This window comes from Celerinatantimonas diazotrophica, assembly GCF_004339545.1.
GTDB classification, from domain to species: Bacteria; Pseudomonadota; Gammaproteobacteria; order Enterobacterales; family Celerinatantimonadaceae; genus Celerinatantimonas; species Celerinatantimonas diazotrophica.
Genome location: NZ_SMGD01000015.1, coordinates 1 through 19,236 on the forward strand (window position 1 = coordinate 1; position 19,236 = coordinate 19,236).

Sequence of the window (19,236 nt, forward strand, 5' to 3'; positions counted from 1 at the left end):
TGTGGGGTTTCCCCATGTGAAAGTAGGTCACTGCCAGGCTTCGAATTGAGCCCCATCCGTTGGATGGGGCTTTTTTTATGGGTGGGATTTTGTCCTTGCTCCGGATTGCTGTTGATTGACGGGCACTGCCTGGTGTTCCCTCGTGTTTATCTTCCAGCGCTCATTCTGCTCTCTGTTATTGTTCAAAGCCCCTGCCCGTATCACGCTTCCCAGTCCGTTTGACCAATTTTTTATGAACGGATCTCATACGAAATAATGATCGACTATCATACGAATGTGTGAAATTTACATGGATGACGATGTGATCTGAGTATGGGTCTATGATTATTTACTTTTTTGATTATAATTTGGTTTCTTTACAAATAAATAGGTTACTTTGAAAGGAATTCAAGTCAATGAGAGTGCTCCCTAAGATTGCTGTGATTGCATTTACAGCGATGTGTGTGATGTTAACTGGTTGTTCAGCAACGTATACGGCGATTAAAAAGCGAAATCTTGATGTGCAGACGAAGATGTCTGATACGGTTTTCTTAGATCCGGTGAAACCGTCAGAACGGGTGGTCTTTTTACAAATCCGTAATACATCAGATCAGCAAGATATAAAAATTAAGAGTCAAATTGTGGCTGCGATTGAAGCCAAGGGATATCGGGTGACCGATGACCCAGATAAAGCGCACTATATGATCCAAGCCAATATTCTCCAGGTGTCAAAAAGTGATAAAAGTGGCTCTCAAGCTGCGCTGCTAAGTGGATATGGTTCGGGCATCGTTGGTGCGGCTGTAGGGGCTTCCATCGCCGGTGGGGGAACAGGGCGTGTTGGCACCGGACTCATAGGCGGCTTGATTGGGATGGCCGCCGATGCGATGGTTGAAGATGTGTATTTTACCATGGTGACGGATGTGCAAATCTCCGAGCGGGCTGGGCAAGGCGTGAAGGTAACAGAAGAGGATAATGCGCGATTGCACCAAGGGACCAGCGGCTCTAAAAAAATATCCAGTACTCAGATAACCCATTGGAAACGCTATCAAACGCGTATCATTAGTGTCGCCAATAAAGTGAACCTAGATTTCAATGAGGCTCTGCCAAAATTGCAGCAGGGGTTGATCCACTCGATCGCTGGCATTTTATAAACGGAGCTCTTTGGATGGACACAATTATAGCGTAAGCCAACCATCTAAATAGTGTTGAGATATTGAAGATCCGATACCGATTGCAGGTATCGGATTTTTTTATGCTGTGATGCTGTGAATGTCGAAATATGTTCGTTTATTTCTGAATTCAGATTTTGGATAACCAAATTTTCGCTTTAGCTCATGTATTGGGCCAATATGTGATCAAAATTATATTTTTTGTAAGATCTATTAAATATTTTTATCTATATGAGTTATTTAACATTTTTAAAATTGGTTAACCAATAATATGAATATTCCATTGTGATAGGGGAAGCAAGATGGATGTTCATTCTCATCAGGATCAGACAGCTGTAAAAATGCCTGAATTAGCAAAGCCTTTCGGTATGCGAGATAAGATCGGATACGCTTTAGGTGATTTGGCGAATAATCTTACTTTCGTGATCTCTGCAGTCTTTCTTTTAAAGTTTTATACCGATGTCATGGGGGTTTCAGCTGAACTTGTTGGTTTCATGATGTTGGTGAGTAAAGTGGTCGATGCTTTTACCGATGTGACTATGGGACAGCTGGTTGATCGCTGTCAACCTAATGCAAAAGGTAAATTTGCCCCTTGGTTATTGCGAATGAGTGGTCCGGTGGCTGTTGCAACTGTTTTGCTATTCCCTGTTTGGTTTGCTCATATGCCAATGGGTTTTAAAGTGTTCTGGATGTTTTTCTCTTATCTTCTTTGGGGAAGTGTCTGTTATACCGGGATTAATATTCCATATGGCTCAATGGCATCTGCTATTTCTAGCGACCCAATTGATCGGACGGCTTTGTCATCTTGGCGCACGGTGGGAGCGACCGTGGGGATTATGATTGTTGGGGTGATCTTACCGTTATTTGTTTTTTATAAACAACCTAATGGTCACTCGGTATTGTCATCTGAACACTTGGCCGTTGGGGCGCTTGTCTGTGCGTTTCTAATGGTTGGTTGTTATATTGGTTGTTACTTTATGTGTACTGAGCGCATTAAAGTAAAAAAGTTAACAGTGAAGTTTTCACTTGCGAAGCTGTTATCCAGCCTGATTCATGATCGCGCTCTTATCGGGATCGTGTTTAGCTCATTATTGTTGTTGGTTACGCAATTGTCGTTAACCGGAACCGGTGCCTATATCTACCCCAATTATTTTGGGAATGCTTCGGCTTTTTCAGTTGCTGTTTTTCTGGGTGTCATTATTACCTTTGCTTTTACCCCTTTTGTAGTGAAATTATCCCAGTGGTTTGGGAAGAAAGAGATCTCACTTGTAAGCTCTGTAGTGAGTACCGTTTCGCTATTTGTACTCTATTGGCTGCATACGCATAACATTTATGTTTGGTTCGTTTTTTATGCCATTGGTTATATTGGGATTGCAATTTTTACCCTGGTTTGTTGGGCGATGATTACGGATGTCATTGATGCGAATGAGCTCAAGACACTCCGGCGAGAAGATGGCTCTGTTTATTCTCTCTATTCTTTTTTCAGAAAAATTGGTCAGGCATTAGCTTCTGGTTTAACCGGGATCATGTTATCCGTCGTTGGGTATTCATCGACAACTGCTTTTAGCCAGCCGGTTGTTGATGGAATTTATGATATTACTTGTCTCATTCCAGCAATCAGTTCGTTGGCTTTCGTGATTGTGCTGTGGTTCCTGTATCCATTAAATAAAAAGGCAGTGGCTCGCAATGTTGATGCCCTGCGTCGACTTCGCGCTAAGGATGCGTGATAAGGATTTGTATGCTCTCAACATGTCAATTTTTTAGTTCAGTATTGGCAACAAACGTCACTATCAATGTCGTAGTGCCAACGCCAGAAGGTGAAGAACAAATTATTGAAGAAAATTTTGTGCAAAATTATCCCTATCAAAGTGGTTTTCCAGTCATCTATCTATTGCACGGCGCTTATGGAAACTGCCACTCTTGGGTTCGTTTTAGCAGTATTGAGCGCTATGCGCAGAAGCATCGCTGCGTATTGGTAATGGCATCGGCTGAGAACAGCTTTTATCACAATGAAGTCTATGGCAATCGATATTATGACTTCTTCGCGGATGAATTACCGCAGATGGTTGGCAACGTTTTTCCAATTTCGACTGAGCGCAGTAAAACATTCGTAGCCGGATTTTCAATGGGGGGATATGGCGCCTGGCTTTTGGCACTTAAACATCCAGAGCGCTTCGCCAAGGCTGCCAGTTTATCCGGGGCATTAGATTTAGCCTATCTACATGAGTCACCCCAATATGGTGTTGATGATGGTCCAATCCCATGGCATCGATTATTCAAAGATCCGCAGAATTTACGTCGAAGCAACTCAGATTTAATAAAACTGTATGACGATCTTCAAGCAAGTGGTCGTGCTATCCCTGCACTTTATCAGTCCATTGGGTTGGACGATCCGCTTTATGAGCTCAATCTTAAAGTAAAAGAACAATTGACTCAGCGTCAGGCTCAGTTGCTATTTTATAGTGAACCAGGCGGACATAACTGGGAATTTTGGGATCAAGATATTCAACGTGTGTTGCAGTGGATGCTCCCTAGCTAACTTCGGCTATTTAATAGACAGACAGGGTATTTTTTATCGCTGTTTTTAAATGTCCATCTGCTTTGTCTAACTGTGTTTGAGCCTGTTCTGCATCTAACTGGGTCATGGCCATTAAAATAGCGATTTTTAACTGTCCGTTGGCTGCTCTGAGTAGATGCTCAGCCTGAGCTCGATTGCAATCTGTCAATTGCATGAGAATACCCAATGAGCGTGCTTTGAGCTTTAGGTTAGATGCTTTGAGATCGACCATAAAATTCTCATAACATTTACCCATCTGGACCATTGCTGCGGTGGTGAGCATGTTGAGAATTAATTTTTGTGCGGTGCCTGATTTGAGCCGAGTGGAACCTGCGAGTACCTCTGGACCCACTATTGGTGTTAATGCCAGCTGTGCTTTTTGGGCAATGGGTGAATCAGCGTTGCAGCTAAGAGCAATGGTGGTTGCACCGATAACCTGACTATATTCTAGCGCGCCAATCACATACGGGGTTCGGCCACTGGCAGCAATTCCGACGACGACATCTTTTGATGTTAGTTCAAGTGCTTGTAGATCGTCTTGGGCAAGGGCTGGAGAGTCTTCAGCGCCCTCTTGGGCTTTAAACATCGCCTCTTTGCCACCTGCAATCAAGCCGATCACTTGCTGATCGTTGACACCAAAAGTGGGCGGGCATTCACTGGCATCTAATACGCCTAAGCGACCGCTGGTTCCTGCACCCACATAGATTAGACGGCCATTTTGGCGAAAACTTTGGCAAATCAGGTCCACAGCCTGGGCTATTTGTGGCAGAATTTTGGCAATGGCGTTTGGTACCTGTGCATCTTGCTGATTCATCAGAGTCACAATAGCGAGGCTATTCAGCTCATCCAGCTTTTGCGTCGCTGGATTTGATTGCTCGGAAGTCAGCGTTGTAAGTTCCTGAATGAGGTTATCGTTTTGCATTCTGCTCTCTTTTATCGAATGATTGGATCAGCCTGAAATATACCACCTAAGATGGACGCTCTGCTGGCACCGGATATATTGGGCATATCGATAGCGATACCTTTTAAGCATTGCCTTGCTAACCAAGCAAAAGCTATCGCTTCCATATAGTCTGAATGGATACCTTTTTCGTCGGTGGTTAGAACCTGCCAATTGGGTAACTGGTTTTGTAGGCGTTTCATCAGTGCACTATTGTGGGCGCCCCCTCCGCATACGAGTAACTCGCCAGATGGGTAGTTTTGCAGTGGCTCGGTAATGGTTATGGCGGTCAACTCTAACAAGGTTGCCTGCACATCTTCTGGTTTTTCTTGATGATTCAAGTGTGATTGCAGCCAATCGAGATTAAAATGTTCTCGTCCGGTGCTTTTTGGGGCGGGTTGGGTGAAATAGTCATCGTGACGAAGGGCCGTTAAGAGCTCGGGAATGATGGTTCCAGTGAGCGCCCAGCGGCCATCCTCGTCCATTGGTAGTTGCCGACAATGGTTGATCCAACTGTCGAGTAATATATTCCCTGGGCCGGTGTCATAGCCACTTACCGGCGTATCTGCTTGTAAAATTGAGATATTGGCAATTCCCCCGATATTTAGAACGACCACTGTCTCATCACTCTTGCCGAATAATGCATGGTGAAATGCTGGCACCAACGGCGCACCTTGTCCCCCATAGGCTAAATCTTTGCTGCGAAAATCGGCAATAGTGGTAATTTGCGTTTGCGCTGCAATCAGGCTCGGGTTATTCAGTTGTATACTATAGGGATACGGTGGTTGTGGGTGATGCTGGACGGTCTGACCGTGACACCCAATGGCCTGGACATCCTTTTTATCGAAACCTGCACAGTCACACATGTGATTAATCGCATCGCTATAGCATTGGCTAAGCCAAGTTGTGGCATAACCTATCTGACTGATAGGAAGTGCTTTATTAAGAGCAATGTGATGGAGTAACTCGTGCAGTTCTGATGGGAACTGGTCATTGAAGCTAGCGATTAATGTGGGTTGCTGCTTTGAAAAATCGACAGCAACCACATCGATTCCATCCAAACTTGTTCCTGACATAACGCCAATATAGAGCTCAGCTTGTTGCATTGAGATCATACTCCTAATCATAAACAGCCAGTGTTGGTGAGGACTGTTCGGATGTCTCTGGCCGATAATGTCATCCATTTTAGCGGATTTGGTTTTTGATTTACTAGTAAATTAATGGCGTTGCGCTTTGAGTAGCAATTTATTGTCGAGGCAAAATTCAATGATACCGATGGGACTCTATGGATGGCCCGTGTCGGCTTACTTTAAGTCATGATCAATCGATGGGCGTTGCATGTTTGGGCGTATTAACCAATCTATCGGGTCTAATGACGCAATGATGCTATTATCTAGAATATCATCAGGTATTGGCTGTATAGTGACCAACTGATAGATAAATTGTTTACGCTATAGACATCATGATGGTATGAAACATCAGTTGTATACGTAACGTTAAAAATTGGTACACTCAATACGCTATCCCCGGTTTGGCGGTTATCTTACTGGTGATATTTCCTAAGGAGTTCGATAGACCGTCAGACATCATATTCGCTGATAAAATAACTACTGACTTCATGAAATACGAGGTATTTATGCCAACTCAACAATCATTCATTCCACTATCTGATGGCAACACTATCCCGCAGATAGGACTTGGCGTTTGGCAAGCAAGCCAAGAGCAAGCAGCCAATGCCGTCTATGTAGCCATTGAGTCTGGGTATCGTCATATTGATACCGCCTCTGTTTATAAGAACGAGGAAGGGGTTGGGCAGGGGATTAAGCAAGCGGGTATCTCTAGAGAGGAACTGTTTGTAACCACCAAAATATGGAACACGGATCAAGGGTTTGATAAAGCTACCGCGGCCTTGGATGCCAGTCTGGAGCGGTTGCAATTATCCTATGTCGATTTATTGCTGATTCATTGGCCATTTCCAAAGATGGATCTTTATCTTGAAACGTGGAAAGCCTTGATTGCAGCGCAAGCACAAGGAAAGGTCAGATCGATTGGCGTATCGAATTTTAATCTGGAGCATTTACAGCGTTTGATTGATGAAACTGGCGTAACACCTGTATTGAACCAAGTTGAGTTACATCCTTTCTGGCAGCAAAACGCTCTGCAACAAACGCACAAGACTCTGGGGATTGAAACCGAAGCATGGAGTCCACTGGGACAAGGAAAGGCTTTAAATCATCCTACGCTTAATGCTATTGCTGAGAAACATGGGAAGAGCTCAGCGCAAGTGATTATTCGTTGGCATGTGCAACAGGGACGAATCGTCATCCCGAAATCGGTAACACCCAGTCGGATTCAAGAAAACTTTAATGTTTTTGATTTCGCGTTAGATGCAGATGATTTAGTGAATATTGCAGCCATCGATAACGGCGGGCGTTTAGGCCCCGATCCTCTGGAATTTCCTGAGTAACAAACAAGGCCGTTATCATTGTATGGTAACGGTCATATCCCTTCGGTAGATAATCTAAGATCAGAGCTACAAAATGCTGGATTCCATATTTTATAAATAAATATTTACGAGCGAAAAAAATTAATTCATATAACGGTGCATGTAAAAAATAGACTCAAAATCTTAAGCTTCATTCAATCGGAGGACATTGTTCTAATGGTCTCTAATTTTGCTAAAAATATGTCATTAAATACTTATATCGATTTTCCAAGGCACTTGTTTAACTTTTTGAAAATGTCAAAAGAATATTGCCTTCGCTATTTTTAGCTAATTTTTAAACCGCTATTTATTCCTGAGCAGTGTTATTTTTCAATCGTCATTCTAAGTTGTGATGACTCAAGATGCCGATTTTTATCTGGCGGTTATTAATATGAGAGAAATGACTCACGAATGGTATGTGATGTTCGAGTGCTCTGTATCGTAAAAATACGGATATGCATCCTGATTTAATCTGACTGATGCGGCTTTGACACATTGATTAATCAGCGTTTTCGGCGTAAATTTATCAGAGATTTTTAACAAAAAAATAATATTTAAATAACGAAAAAGCGATCGACCAAGAACGCGTCGCGACGTCTTTTTAAGTCCGTGTACCATAGCCTTATTATTGCGATGAAACCACGAGGTTTGACCCGTTTTTCCGATGTTTTAATTATGATGTCAAAGGAGCTATATGGCACAGTTAAGTGAAGAAAATCGCCAATTGATCGGGCGGTTTAATGACATCGTTGGTCATTCTCACGTTCTCACCAAAAATTCCGCAACTCGTCGTTATCGCAAAGGGTTTCGCTTTGGCGATGGCCCTGTTCTGGCTGTAGTTAAGCCGGGTTCGCTTTATCAGCAATGGCAAATTTTACAAGCCTGTGTTGAAGCAGATGTGATTGTCATTACTCAAGCGGCTAATACGGGACTAACGGGGGGGTCAACTCCGGATGGCGATGATTATGATCGACCGATAGTTATTGTGAATGTGATGCGCATAAATCAGGTTCACTTAATTCAGAATGGTGAGCAAGTCGTTTGTCTGCCAGGGTCAACCCTCGACGAGCTCGAAAAACGACTAAGACCTTTGGGACGTGAACCTCACTCAGTGATTGGTTCATCGTGTTTGGGGGCCTCGGTGCTTGGCGGAATTTGTAATAACTCAGGTGGTTCACTGGTGCGGCGTGGGCCAGCTTACACCGAGTTGGCAATTTTTGCTCAGCTTGATGAACAGGGGCAGTTAAAACTGGTTAATCACTTGGGAATTGAATTGGGAGATGATCCTAAAACCATTCTCAGTCAGTTAGAAAAAGGGCAATTTAAGCAAATTCATAGCATGGAAAACGCCAAAGCCAGCGATAACGAATATCAAGAACATATTCGTGATGTAGATGCTAATAGTGCGGCGCGTTTTAATGCAGATCCTCGACGCTTATATGAAGCGTCCGGATGCGCTGGTAAATTAATGGTATTTGCCGTTCGTCTTGATACATTTGAAGCACAAAAAGACAACCAAGTCTTTTACATTGGAACGAATGATCCAGATGTGCTTGAAGATTTGCGTCGTGAGATGCTGGCGCATTTTAAGTCGCTACCGATTTCGGGCGAATATATTCACCGTGATTGTTACGATATTGCAGAAAAATACGGTAAAGACACATTTTTAATGATCAACTGGCTGGGAACCGATCGGTTACCCCTGTTTTTTTCACTCAAAAGCCGCTTTGATGGTTGGTGTGCCCAGATCCCTGGACTGTCCGAAACACTAAGTGATCGTATTTTACAAGGGCTGAGTCGCTTGTTCCCCAACCATTTGCCAAAACGGATGCAGCAATATCGTCAGGGCTATGAGCATCACCTATTACTCAAAATGGCTGGCGATGGTATTGATGAAGCCCGCCAGTATTTAAAAGCGTTCTTTAAGAGCCATGAAGGTGACTTTTTTGAATGTACTCCAGATGAGGGGAAAAAAGCCTTTTTACATCGCTTTGCAGCCGCTGGTGCAGCGGTGCGCTATCGGGCTGTGCATCCCGATACGGTTGAGGACATCGTCGCTTTGGATATAGCGTTAAAACGCAACGAACGTCAATGGGAAGAACATCTACCAGAGGATATTGATAAAGATATCTTAGTTAAGCTCTATTATGGCCATTTTTTCTGCCATGTTTTCCATCAGGATTATGTGATTCGTAAAGGCGCCAATTGTTTGGAATTAGAGCATAAAATGTGGGCATTGCTCGATCAGCGCCAGGCACAGTATCCGGCTGAACATAATGTCGGCCATCTGTATCCAGCTGGGTCTGAGCAGGCTAAATTTTATCAAGAACTCGACCCATGTAATGCGTTTAACCCAGGGATAGGTCAAACCTCTAAATGTAAACATTGGCATGAGCATACGCCTCATTGAGAATGATGCTGATCGGCATCACTCTAAAGGCGTGTTGGTGATTAAAATAGAGCCATTTGTCTTTCTAGATACACCCATCAAACCTTTCTTTTGTTAAGGAAATATCGAATAAAGAGAGATTATGGTGGGTCGTTCGCAACAAACTATGGAATGATTAAAACAGGTGGCGAGGTATACTCTTTCCCTCGTTTAATCTTCCCCTGCATGCCAGATTGCGTTGGCCTTGATTGGCCTAAATCGCTTGAGTATCCATGTGTTTGGCAAGGACAGTCGTTGTCTGTATTGCACCATTTATAATCTTGCGCAATTGCCATCATGCCTCAATACCTCACGGCTGTTTCACGAGTCACCCTGCTAAATAATCCCGCTATGCTCTGCATTTGATCATGTATGTGGAGGCGATCTTTGTGCTGAGGCGTTAATTTTTTTCACAGAAATATTGCATAAAAAAATTAAATCCATATTATTGAATGAAGTTGATAATGATTTTCATTTAGGTTTTTATGTTTTTTTACCCATTCCTTATTATGCTGCGGGAAGGACTCGAAGCTACGTTGATCGTGGTATTGATTGCTTGTTACTTAAAAAAAACTGGGCAGTCACAATGGATGAAGTATGTCTGGATCGGGGTCATTAGTGCAGCGAGCCTATGTCTTGCTCTGGGGATTGCAATTCATATTGGCAGCGGAGAATTTCCTCAAGCTGAGCAAGAGTTATTCGAAGGCATTGTGGCGGTCATTGCTGTCATTATGCTGACTTATATGGTGTTTTGGATGCAGAACAGTGCCAATAGTGTCTCAATCACCCAGCAAGTTGAAGATGCATTAACTACTCGACAAGGGCCTGCTCGGGCTCTACTGCTAATGGTTTTTTTAGCGGTCGCTCGCGAAGGGCTTGAGTCAGTGTTCTTCTTGTTGAGCGCGTTCTCTCAAGATGTCGGTTTACAAGCACCGATTGGGGCTGTAACGGGGTTAGCGACTGCGATTGGTATGGGGCTAGTGCTGTATTTTGCAGGGGTCCGAGTTCCTTTAAAGGCTTTCTTTCGCTGGACATCATTATTCATTTTATTTGTCGCGGCTGGGTTGGCTGCGGGAGCGATTCGAGCGTTTCATGAGGCTGGGTTATGGAATCACTTGCAGGCACTGGCCTTTAATAGCAGTGAATGGCTTTCAACACAAAGTCTTTTGGGAACGCTCTTAGAAAGTTTATTGGGCTATCAGCAAACGCCATCACAAAGCGAAGTGTTGATCTATGTCTTATATCTTATTCCTGCTTTGACGTGGTTTATCGTCAAACAAACCATGAATTCGCAAGTGAATACACGCAAATCAAAAACATAACGACAATGGACGAAGGAGAAAAAGGATGAATTATAAGAGCTCACTTACTCTTACAGCAGGGTTGCTACTCACAGCTTCTAGTTTAGCGAGTGCTAAAGATTACTCTCGCCAGTTAACAGCACCAATGACTGAATATAAAATTTATGTCATTGAGCAAGTGGGTGAATTAGTAAAGGACACGAGAGAATTTACCGATGCGATTAAGGCCGGGAACATGCAAAAGGCAAAGAGATTATATGCCCCCGCTCGAATTCATTATGAACGCATTGAACCTGTCGCAGAGTTATTTTCGGATTTAGATTCGAGTATTGATGCTCGTGAAGACGATTTCCAAAAAGGTGTAAAAGATGCTAATTTTAGTGGGTTTCATCGCTTAGAACACAGTCTATGGGTCAAAGGTTCAACGAAAGAACAAGATCACTATGCGAACAAACTCATGGCTGATGTCAAAGATCTGCAACAACGATTACAAGGCCTTGCTTTCCCCCCGAGTACAGTTGTTGATGGCGCTGCAGGCTTAATTGAAGAAGTGGCCCAGTCGAAAATCAGTGGGGAAGAAGATCGCTATAGCCATACAGATTTATGGGATTTCAAAGCGAATGTGATGGGGTCAGAAAAAATTGTTGATTTGTTACGACCCATACTCAAGCAAGCTAATCCCCAATTATTGGCTAAAATAGATAAGAATTTTCACCAGGTTGATTCTATTTTAGCCAAATATCAGACGCCATCTGGATTTGAATCCTACAGTAAACTGACCAAAGCTGATCGACGTGCACTCCAAGGCCCTATTACGGTATTAGCTGAAGACCTCTCGCAATTACGAGGTTTATTAGGACTTAACTAATAAGGCTAATGGATATGCGAAATTACTTAATTTATGCCACTATTTTCCTCAGTGGCATCTTTGGTTGTGTGTTATCAGTGCAATCTAAAGAGTCGGTCAATGATTATCACATCGTCGTGACAGACCACCAGTGCCAACCCATGTCGATGCAGATCTTTGCAGGAAAGTCTCGGTTTATTATTAAAAATAAAAGTTCACGGGTTCTCGAATGGGAAATCTTAAAAGGCGTTCGTGTGGTTGCCGAGCGAGAGAATATCGCGCCTGGTTTTTATCAGAAAATGACGGTGGATCTGTTACCTGGCAAATACGCTATGACCTGTGGTTTATTAACGAATCCGCAAGGTCAGTTAGTCGTCAAAGTTCCTCAAGGTGGCATGGACTACCAAGTGCAATCGAAAGATCTGATCGCGATTGCGAGCGAATATAAATTTAAGCTCATTATGCGTGCCCGAGCCTTAAGTAAAACCTTAGCTCGTGAGCCAACTCAGTTAAAGGTTGCTGATAGTGGTCAGTATCAATTACTGCATTTATTTGTGAGGAAGTTATCGCCGTCAACTATTCAGAATAGAGCGCCAGCATCTGCCAATTATTCACACCTTCAAAAGCAGATTTCGCAGTGGCAACAACTCTTGCTGCATCAGTCGATGACAACGCGTGACGTCATTGATGTGCTCGCACATGCATTTGCCACCTATACTGGAGAGCACGCAGCTATGACGCAAGCCTTATTGCAGGGGACAGAGCAGTTCGTGACGTTAATTGAACCGGTGATGCAGCATCTTAATCCTCAACAATTGAAACAATTTAAAAGCGATTTAAGCCAATTTCGAACGCGTCAAAATCAACGCACAGCACAGCAGGTTCAACGTGACTTACATCAACTGAGTCAATCATTAGCTGTGGGAGGTCAATGATGGCATGTCCATTTCATTTGGGTAAAAAAAAGCAAGCAAAATCAGATATTAAAGATACCAGCCGCCGTAAAATGCTTAAAGGTATGGTTGGCGTGGCTGGTGGTGCTCTAGCGTATAGTGGGTTGTCTAATTTAGCCTACGGTCAAACGAACATGCGCAATCCAGCAATGGTGGATTTTGATAGTGCTAACAAACGCCAACCGTTTTATGGGAATGAACAAAGTGGCATCATTACACCGCAGCAAGCAAATGTCGCATTAGTCGCTTTTGATGTGTTGGCGACCGACCGGACATCGCTTAAAACCATGTTTAAAACGTTAAACGATCGAATCGCTTTTTTAATGCATGGCGGGACAGTCCCTCAGCGCGATGCTAAATATCCTCCGATGGACTCAGGTATTATGGGCCCTGTCATTGAACCAGATAACCTGACTATTACTGTGTCAGTGGGGGCGTCACTATTTGATCAACGTTTTGGATTAAGCCATCTCAAACCGCGACAGCTTAAAAAGATGACCCGCTTTGCGAATGATGCTCTGCAAAGTGAATATTGTCATGGGGATATTTTGTTACAGATTTGCGCGAATAGCCCCGATACTACTTTACATGCACTACGCGATATTATTAAACATTGCCCGGGTTCACTCGCTGTGCGCTGGCGTCGAGATGGCTTTATTTCGGCGCATGCAGCAGCCTCTGCAGGGCAACAAACACCGATTAATTTATTAGGTTTTAAAGATGGGACAGTGAACCCTCCCGGTAATGATCATCAAGTACAGCGTCAGATGTTGTGGGTGCAACCGGGAGCGGATGAACCGCAATGGGCTGTAGGAGGAAGTTATCAAGCGGTACGCCTTATTAGATTTTATGTTGAACACTGGGATCGAACACCGTTGCAAGAACAACAAACTATTTTTGGTCGTAACCGTGATACGGGGGCGCCTTTGGGGATGCGTCATGAGCACGATGATCCCGATTATGCCAGTGATCCACATGGGAAACGGATCCCGATGGATGCGCATATGCGCTTAGCGAATCCACGGACCCCGGATTTTCCCAAATACCTATTGCTACGTCGCGGATATAGTTATTCCTATACCACGAGCGCTTCAGGTCAATTGGATGTGGGGCTACTATTTATTGCTTATCAAAGTGATCTGGATAAGGGGTTTATTGATACGCAAAATAGACTCAATGGTGAACCTCTTGAAGAGTATATTAAGCCCTTTGGTGGAGGATACTTCTTTGCGTTACCAGGGGTTAAATCGCCCAATCATTATTTAGGCCAGACGTTACTCGAATCGTGATGCGAATTTGGTTGAGAGCAAATGCCTGCTTTTCGCGGGTTTTGTGTATATTTTCAGAGACATTGAGGCACACCCGAGTGAAATTTAAATTCCGGATCGGGACTTAAAATAAGTTCTGTTTCGATGCGTTTGAAAAAAGCGATCCGTTCTTCAATGTTTTCGCCAGCAATTTGTCGTGCCAGGTGCAAGTAATCTTGGAAGTGGCGTGCTTCAGAACGTAATAATGACTGGTAAAATTGCCCCAAACGAGGCTCAACATGCTCACTGAGTGCGGCAAAGCGCTCGCAGGAACGGGCTTCAATATACGCGGCGCAAATGAGTTTATCGATCAGTGTTTGGGGCTCATGGGTAGTGACATGATGAAGCAGTCCTTTGGCATAGCGACTTGAGGTGATGTTGTGGTATTCAATCTTAAACTCATTCATCACTTCAAGCACCTGATAAAAATGGTGAAGCTCTTCTTTAATCAGTAACACCATCTTATCGATAATCGTTTGGGCGTAAGGACTGTCGCCCTTTGCCAGTAACTTTTTGCCTAAACGGTTATGCTGGTTGAGTTGTTGCCAATTGCCAGTGTGGTGATAAATAAAGTTTTCAAAAGGTGCAAGCCAGTCTAATAATTGCTCGTTGCTGGCGCGATCAACACCGTAACGGCGGATAAAGTACATGCCCGATTGTGCGGCTTTTAGCTCACATACCAGATGATCAATGAGTAAGACTGGTAAATTAGTGGGTTTGAGCGCTTCATCAACCCATGCTTGTGGGCTTTGGCAATATAAAAAAGAGTGGATGGGGGCTAATAACTCAGAATTCATGATCAATGGCGAACGAATAAGTCAGTGCTGATCATACCTCGGCTTGGATGACTTGCCCAGTATTGATGATGTTTTAGCTCTGGTTATGTCGGGGATTGCAAATAGTACGACCTATTATTTAATCGCGCCACACAGCGATAGAGACGAATTTAAAACCATTATCTTTTTAGGGAATTAAACCATTGATTGAAAAACGATTGCTGATTGCATAAGCGACAGCAATTAAAACGACTCGATTAAAGTTGCAAGTATGGAAAAATTGCCTACCCAGCAGGCTAAATACCCACAAGATAAGTACGCTCCCCCGCGTGAGAATTACCGGCTATCCTGCTTCAGAAAGAGTGTAATTTTATTATTCATAATGACAAATTTTAAGGGCTTGATTTTGCTCTCCTTGAAGAAGCGATGATTATTCCTCCTGATGGGGGCATGTAGTCTTCTATAAAAGGTTATTTTCGAGCTAAATCAATGAGAAAGACAGCTATTGCAGGCAATTTAAACTTGTTTATTGCCACTTTATTTTAAGAGATTACCGTAGCTACCCATTCATTTAGTACGTTTATCATGCGTTCTATGATATCGCGATATGCATTGCTTACTGATGGGATACTATCCACATAACAAATAGTTAATGGTTCATTCATCATAAAGTGTTATTTTAATAATAGGCCTACACTTAGTGATACAGATCAGTTATTTTTTATACATTAATCAGTTGTGACAACTATTACTTTCGATATTCTCGTCATCCACTGATTAATTTGAAGATTCGGTATCGTCATTGTTAGGGGAGATCAAGTTTTTATTTTTAAACCTTATTCAAATAGTCCATTGATGATAAAGAGTAAATAATAGGATTAGCAATTTATGGCGCGCATTTTAGTAATTTTTGCCCACCCAGCTTTTCATAAGAGTCTATCTAATCGATATTTAATCGATGCAATTGATACGATACAAGACGTGACTATTCGTGATCTTTATCAGCACTATCCGAGTGGATTTATTGATACGTTGGCAGAACAGGCTATTTTGTCTCAGCATGATGTTTTAGTCCTGCAACACCCACTTTACTGGTATTCGGCACCAGCATTGCTCAAAGAGTGGATGGATCTAGTTTTAACTCGCAGCTATGTTTATCCTGACCAGGAAAATTCAACCGCAAAGCTGACGCAGATGCTTCAGGTTGTCAGTTGTGGCGGATCGCTAACCTCGTATCAACCTGATGGTTATAACCGTTATACGTTGCGTCAGTTTTTACTGCCGTTTGAGCAAACGGCCATTTTGTGTGGAATGCGCTATTTACCTCCATTTGTCATTGATGGTGTACACAAACATGGTGATGCTACGCGCCTTCGACAGTTCGCCAGCCGTTATCGGTTGCTATTGGAGCAGATTCGAGATGAATCATTAGTGATTGATGAAAGTTGCCATTACCTTTCTCACCCGGAAGCGGAGGCATAATGGAGCATTCGTTATGGTTTGATGCCTTCATTTATTTAGCCGCGGCGGTTTTGTCCGTGCCAATCGCTACTCGTTTAGGGCTAGGATCCGTATTAGGTTATCTGATTGCTGGGGCGATGATTGGCCCTTACGTCTTAGGATTTGTCGGTGGTTCACCGGACGTGATGCATTTTGCTGAGTTTGGTGTGGTCATTATGTTGTTTTTGATCGGCCTAGAGCTCAAGCCATCTCGGTTATGGCGACTTAAAAAATCGATCTTTTTTACCGGCGGATTGCAGGTCGTACTGACCTGTTTGGTGATCTGGTCGATAGGCCTCGCTGTTGGGTTATCTGGCCGGGTATCAATTGCGCTTGGGTTAATTTTGTCAGTCTCTTCAACGGCATTAGTGCTACAGAGTTTGCAGGAAAAAGGATTATTAAAAACACCGGCAGGAAGGAACTCCTTTTCGGTATTGCTGTTTCAAGATATTGCCGTGATCCCGATGCTGGCCGTGATTCCTTTTTTGGCCGTATCGAGTGCGATGGTGCAAGTTAATTCCTCAATTCCGGCTTGGTTGCGGGTGACTGAAATTGCAGCAGTGATCGCGGGCATTATCTTTGGGGGGCATTATTTATTACGCCCCGTGTTCCGCATGGTGGCACAGTCGAATATGCGAGAACTGTTTGTGGCGGCTGCGTTAGCGCTAGTCGTTGGGATTGCCCAAGCCATGGATATGGTTGGTTTATCTCCGGCATTGGGGACCTTTTTGGCTGGGGTGGTTCTGGCAGATAGTGAGTATCGCCATGAACTAGAAGCAGACGTTGAGCCTTTTAAAGGGTTATTACTGGGCCTGTTTTTTATCTCAGTTGGTGCCAATATCAATTTTAATTTTTTGGCCGAGCACGTTGGCATTATTAGCCTATGTGTACTGTCTTTGGTGGTGATTAAATTAGTGGTACTGATTGCTGTTGGTGTTGCATCGAAATTACGTGGTGAAGATCTGGCGATATTTTCTTTGGCGCTATCGCAAAGTGGTGAATTTGGTTTTGTGCTGGTTTCCTTTGCCGGTAGTTCATATGTACTGAGCAAATCGGTTGTGGACATGACTACATTGGTGATTGCCTTATCAATGGCCACTACACCGTTATTAATGATAGCGGCGCAGGGATGGCTATTCCCTCGTTTATATAAAAATCGAGCGGCGACGCCAGAAAGCGATGTCACTGATGAAGGAAATCCAGTGATTATTGCTGGATTCGGTCGTTTTGGTCAGATCGTTGGGCGAATGCTCCATAGTAATCATATTGGCACGACGATTCTTGAACATGATGCGAATCATATTAAAACCTTAGGACGATTTGGTTTTAAAGTCTTTTATGGGAATGCATCTCGGGCCGATTTATTAAGTTCAGCTGGTGCTGAGAATGCCAAATTGTTGATTGTAGCGGTTGATGATCCAGAGCGCACGCTCGAGATCGTGCGGATGGCGCGGCAAAATTTTCCGCATTTGATTATTTTAGCTCGCGCAGTCGATCGTCCCCACGCTTTGGAGCTGATGCGTGCAGGGGTTGATTATGTGCATCGGGAAACGTTAGGGTCAGGGGTGGCGTTAGGGGTTGATGCGCTCTCTGAATTGGGATGGCGTGCGAATCAAGCCTATCGAATTGGTGAGTTTTTTAAATCTTATGATAATAAATTGTTACGCGAGCAGCTTCTTAAAGAAGATTATGATGGCGAATTTTTACGGCAGAGTCTGCGCTCACAGGCCATGCTTGATAAATTGCTTAATGATGATAGTCAAGTCCCGACTGAGGCTTATGAACAGGCTTGGGAGAATTATGTTGGCGAAGATAAGAATCCTATGACACCACAAATGCATCAAGCCCACAAACGAAATAAAAAGCAACGTTTGGAGCGGAAAAATAATCCGCTCGATTCATAAGCTACGTTTTAGATTGAACGGTTCTGCGTTCGATGTTTGCATCATCTGCTAAGTATGAGGGAAGCACATTTGCTAATTTCTCGACACTATGGCGGATGATGCCTGAGTCTTGCTCTAATAAATCGGTCTCAACAATCTCATAATGTTTGAGCAGTTTTTTACGATTCGTAATCTTAACCGGCATAGAACGCTGTTTACGATAGTTTTTTAAGGTTGCTTCGCTGGCGGTTGCATTATTATAGATGATGCAATCGACTGGACGACCAATATAGTGTTCCAGAATCGAAACAAATGATTCCAACGTATAACCATCTGTTTCACCAAATTTAGTCATAATATTGCTAATATAAATGAGTTTTGCAGGACTTTTTTGTAGCGCTTCGCGGACCCCCGGAACTAACAAATTGGGGATGATACTGGTATAGAGATCCCCCGGGCCTAAAATCACGGCTTTAACTTGGCGCAGTCGCTCGATGACTCGCGGGAAAACAGTGATTTGATCGCTGTGATGAGGGACTAAGAAAACATTGGCTATCTTTTGACGCTGATTGCCTCTTGGCACATCGATGGCATTTTCACCATAGATTTGTTCTCCATTCGTCAGTTGTGCAACTAACGTTGATTTGTCGGTCGTCACGGGAAGAATTTCACCACGAACATCGAGCAATTGGGCCAATGCTTCGATCCCGGTTGAAAAAGATCCTGAATATTGGCTCAACATCGTGAGCAGCATATTCCCCGCACTATGGCCGCGCAGCCGCTGGTTTCCGGTAAAACGTTTGAGTAACAATTTACGAGCCATGTCTCGATGGGGCGATAGCGCTAAAATGCATTTTAATATATCACCAGGCGGTAAAATCCCCAGCTCATCGCGCAAACGTCCGGTTGAACCACCACTGTCAGTCATCGATACAATTGCACTCACATCTAAACTTTCGGCATCACGCAGGGCACTGAGTAATACAAATTGTCCACTGCCGCCGCCGATTGTGGCGATAGCCCGACGAGCATTAACAACGCGAGGATTCTGCAAGGAAAACTCCTATTAATAAATAATTCAGGACATCTCTATTGTAGATTATTGCTCTGT

Annotated in this window: 14 protein-coding genes and 1 pseudogene; 11 read left to right on the forward strand and 4 right to left on the reverse strand. The window is 43.5% G+C overall.

Annotated features, from left to right (window positions below; all coding sequences use genetic code 11):
* The first annotated feature begins 395 nt into the window (after nucleotides 1–395).
* The 3 genes from EV690_RS13405 to EV690_RS13415 all read left to right on the forward strand — a co-directional run bounded on the left by EV690_RS13405 (nucleotide 396) and on the right by EV690_RS13415 (nucleotide 3,687).
* Nucleotides 396–1,130: a complement resistance protein TraT gene (locus EV690_RS13405; protein ID WP_207907528.1), complete on the forward strand. Its 735-nt coding sequence runs from the start codon at nucleotides 396–398 to the stop codon at nucleotides 1,128–1,130.
* 320 nt (nucleotides 1,131–1,450) lie between these two features.
* On the forward strand, nucleotides 1,451–2,875 hold the full coding sequence (locus EV690_RS13410) for an MFS transporter (protein WP_224054991.1): 1,425 nt from the start codon (nucleotides 1,451–1,453) through the stop codon (nucleotides 2,873–2,875).
* Nucleotides 2,876–2,886: 11 nt separating this feature from the next.
* Complete coding sequence (locus EV690_RS13415) at nucleotides 2,887–3,687, forward strand: alpha/beta hydrolase (RefSeq protein ID WP_131913527.1); 801 nt, start codon at nucleotides 2,887–2,889, stop codon at nucleotides 3,685–3,687.
* A gap of 10 nt (nucleotides 3,688–3,697) precedes the next feature.
* Here EV690_RS13415 and murQ read toward each other — a convergent pair whose 3' ends face one another.
* Nucleotides 3,698–4,627: an N-acetylmuramic acid 6-phosphate etherase gene (gene murQ, locus EV690_RS13420; RefSeq protein ID WP_131913528.1), complete on the reverse strand. Its 930-nt coding sequence runs from the start codon at nucleotides 4,625–4,627 to the stop codon at nucleotides 3,698–3,700.
* Nucleotides 4,628–4,638: 11 nt separating this feature from the next.
* Entirely contained in the window at nucleotides 4,639–5,751 is a 1,113-nt protein-coding gene (locus EV690_RS13425) for an anhydro-N-acetylmuramic acid kinase (RefSeq protein WP_131913529.1), read from the reverse strand.
* Between the two features lie 530 nt (nucleotides 5,752–6,281).
* On the opposite strand from EV690_RS13425, the gene EV690_RS13430 reads away from it, so the two are divergent.
* The 6 genes and pseudogenes from EV690_RS13430 (at nucleotide 6,282) to efeB (ending at nucleotide 13,948) form a co-directional block, all read left to right on the forward strand.
* Nucleotides 6,282–7,112, forward strand: coding sequence for an aldo/keto reductase (locus EV690_RS13430; RefSeq protein ID WP_131913530.1), 831 nt, complete (start codon nucleotides 6,282–6,284; stop codon nucleotides 7,110–7,112).
* A gap of 712 nt (nucleotides 7,113–7,824) precedes the next feature.
* Complete coding sequence (gene dld / locus EV690_RS13435; protein ID WP_131913531.1) at nucleotides 7,825–9,540, forward strand: D-lactate dehydrogenase; 1,716 nt, start codon at nucleotides 7,825–7,827, stop codon at nucleotides 9,538–9,540.
* 503 nt (nucleotides 9,541–10,043) lie between these two features.
* A complete protein-coding gene (gene efeU / locus EV690_RS13440; RefSeq protein ID WP_131913532.1) occupies nucleotides 10,044–10,880 on the forward strand; it encodes an iron uptake transporter permease EfeU in 837 nt (278 codons plus the stop codon).
* Between the two features lie 85 nt (nucleotides 10,881–10,965).
* Nucleotides 10,966–11,727: pseudogene (efeO, locus tag EV690_RS13445) on the forward strand (iron uptake system protein EfeO); the annotation flags it as partial.
* A gap of 14 nt (nucleotides 11,728–11,741) precedes the next feature.
* Nucleotides 11,742–12,641, forward strand: coding sequence for a cupredoxin domain-containing protein (locus tag EV690_RS18650; RefSeq protein WP_131913534.1), 900 nt, complete (start codon nucleotides 11,742–11,744; stop codon nucleotides 12,639–12,641).
* Entirely contained in the window at nucleotides 12,641–13,948 is a 1,308-nt protein-coding gene (gene efeB / locus EV690_RS13455; protein WP_131913763.1) for an iron uptake transporter deferrochelatase/peroxidase subunit, read from the forward strand. Before EV690_RS18650 ends, efeB begins: the two co-directional genes overlap by 1 nt.
* Nucleotides 13,949–14,001: 53 nt before the next feature.
* On the opposite strand, the gene miaE is transcribed toward efeB, so the two are convergent.
* Complete coding sequence (gene miaE / locus EV690_RS13460) at nucleotides 14,002–14,763, reverse strand: tRNA isopentenyl-2-thiomethyl-A-37 hydroxylase MiaE (protein ID WP_131913535.1); 762 nt, start codon at nucleotides 14,761–14,763, stop codon at nucleotides 14,002–14,004.
* Between the two features lie 867 nt (nucleotides 14,764–15,630).
* Here miaE and EV690_RS13465 point away from each other — a divergent pair.
* Both EV690_RS13465 and EV690_RS13470 read left to right on the forward strand, forming a co-directional pair.
* The gene (locus EV690_RS13465) at nucleotides 15,631–16,224 is read left to right on the forward strand and encodes an NAD(P)H-dependent oxidoreductase (RefSeq protein WP_131913536.1); all 594 of its coding nucleotides are present in this window, start codon (nucleotides 15,631–15,633) and stop codon (nucleotides 16,222–16,224) included.
* Nucleotides 16,224–18,146 carry a monovalent cation:proton antiporter-2 (CPA2) family protein gene (locus tag EV690_RS13470; protein WP_131913537.1) on the forward strand — a complete coding sequence of 641 codons (1,923 nt, stop codon included), beginning with the start codon at nucleotides 16,224–16,226 and terminating at the stop codon, nucleotides 18,144–18,146. Before EV690_RS13465 ends, EV690_RS13470 begins: the two co-directional genes overlap by 1 nt.
* A 1-nt stretch (nucleotide 18,147) precedes the next feature.
* Here EV690_RS13470 and EV690_RS13475 read toward each other — a convergent pair whose 3' ends face one another.
* Complete coding sequence (locus tag EV690_RS13475) at nucleotides 18,148–19,179, reverse strand: gluconeogenesis factor YvcK family protein (protein WP_131913538.1); 1,032 nt, start codon at nucleotides 19,177–19,179, stop codon at nucleotides 18,148–18,150.
* Nucleotides 19,180–19,236: the final 57 nt, after the last annotated feature.

Bases quoted from the DNA above. Each gene is read 5' to 3' on its own strand.
- EV690_RS13405 (WP_207907528.1), top strand. From the start codon at position 396: ATGAGAGTGCTCCCTAAGATTGCTGTGATTGCATTTACAGCGATGTGT.
- EV690_RS13410 (WP_224054991.1), top strand. From the start codon at position 1,451: ATGGATGTTCATTCTCATCAGGATCAGACAGCTGTAAAAATGCCTGAA.
- EV690_RS13415 (WP_131913527.1), top strand. From the start codon at position 2,887: ATGCTCTCAACATGTCAATTTTTTAGTTCAGTATTGGCAACAAACGTC.
- murQ (WP_131913528.1), bottom strand. From the start codon at position 4,627: ATGCAAAACGATAACCTCATTCAGGAACTTACAACGCTGACTTCCGAG.
- EV690_RS13425 (WP_131913529.1), bottom strand. From the start codon at position 5,751: ATGCAACAAGCTGAGCTCTATATTGGCGTTATGTCAGGAACAAGTTTG.
- EV690_RS13430 (WP_131913530.1), top strand. From the start codon at position 6,282: ATGCCAACTCAACAATCATTCATTCCACTATCTGATGGCAACACTATC.
- dld (WP_131913531.1), top strand. From the start codon at position 7,825: ATGGCACAGTTAAGTGAAGAAAATCGCCAATTGATCGGGCGGTTTAAT.
- efeU (WP_131913532.1), top strand. From the start codon at position 10,044: ATGTTTTTTTACCCATTCCTTATTATGCTGCGGGAAGGACTCGAAGCT.
- EV690_RS18650 (WP_131913534.1), top strand. From the start codon at position 11,742: ATGCGAAATTACTTAATTTATGCCACTATTTTCCTCAGTGGCATCTTT.
- efeB (WP_131913763.1), top strand. From the start codon at position 12,641: ATGGCATGTCCATTTCATTTGGGTAAAAAAAAGCAAGCAAAATCAGAT.
- miaE (WP_131913535.1), bottom strand. From the start codon at position 14,763: ATGAATTCTGAGTTATTAGCCCCCATCCACTCTTTTTTATATTGCCAA.
- EV690_RS13465 (WP_131913536.1), top strand. From the start codon at position 15,631: ATGGCGCGCATTTTAGTAATTTTTGCCCACCCAGCTTTTCATAAGAGT.
- EV690_RS13470 (WP_131913537.1), top strand. From the start codon at position 16,224: ATGGAGCATTCGTTATGGTTTGATGCCTTCATTTATTTAGCCGCGGCG.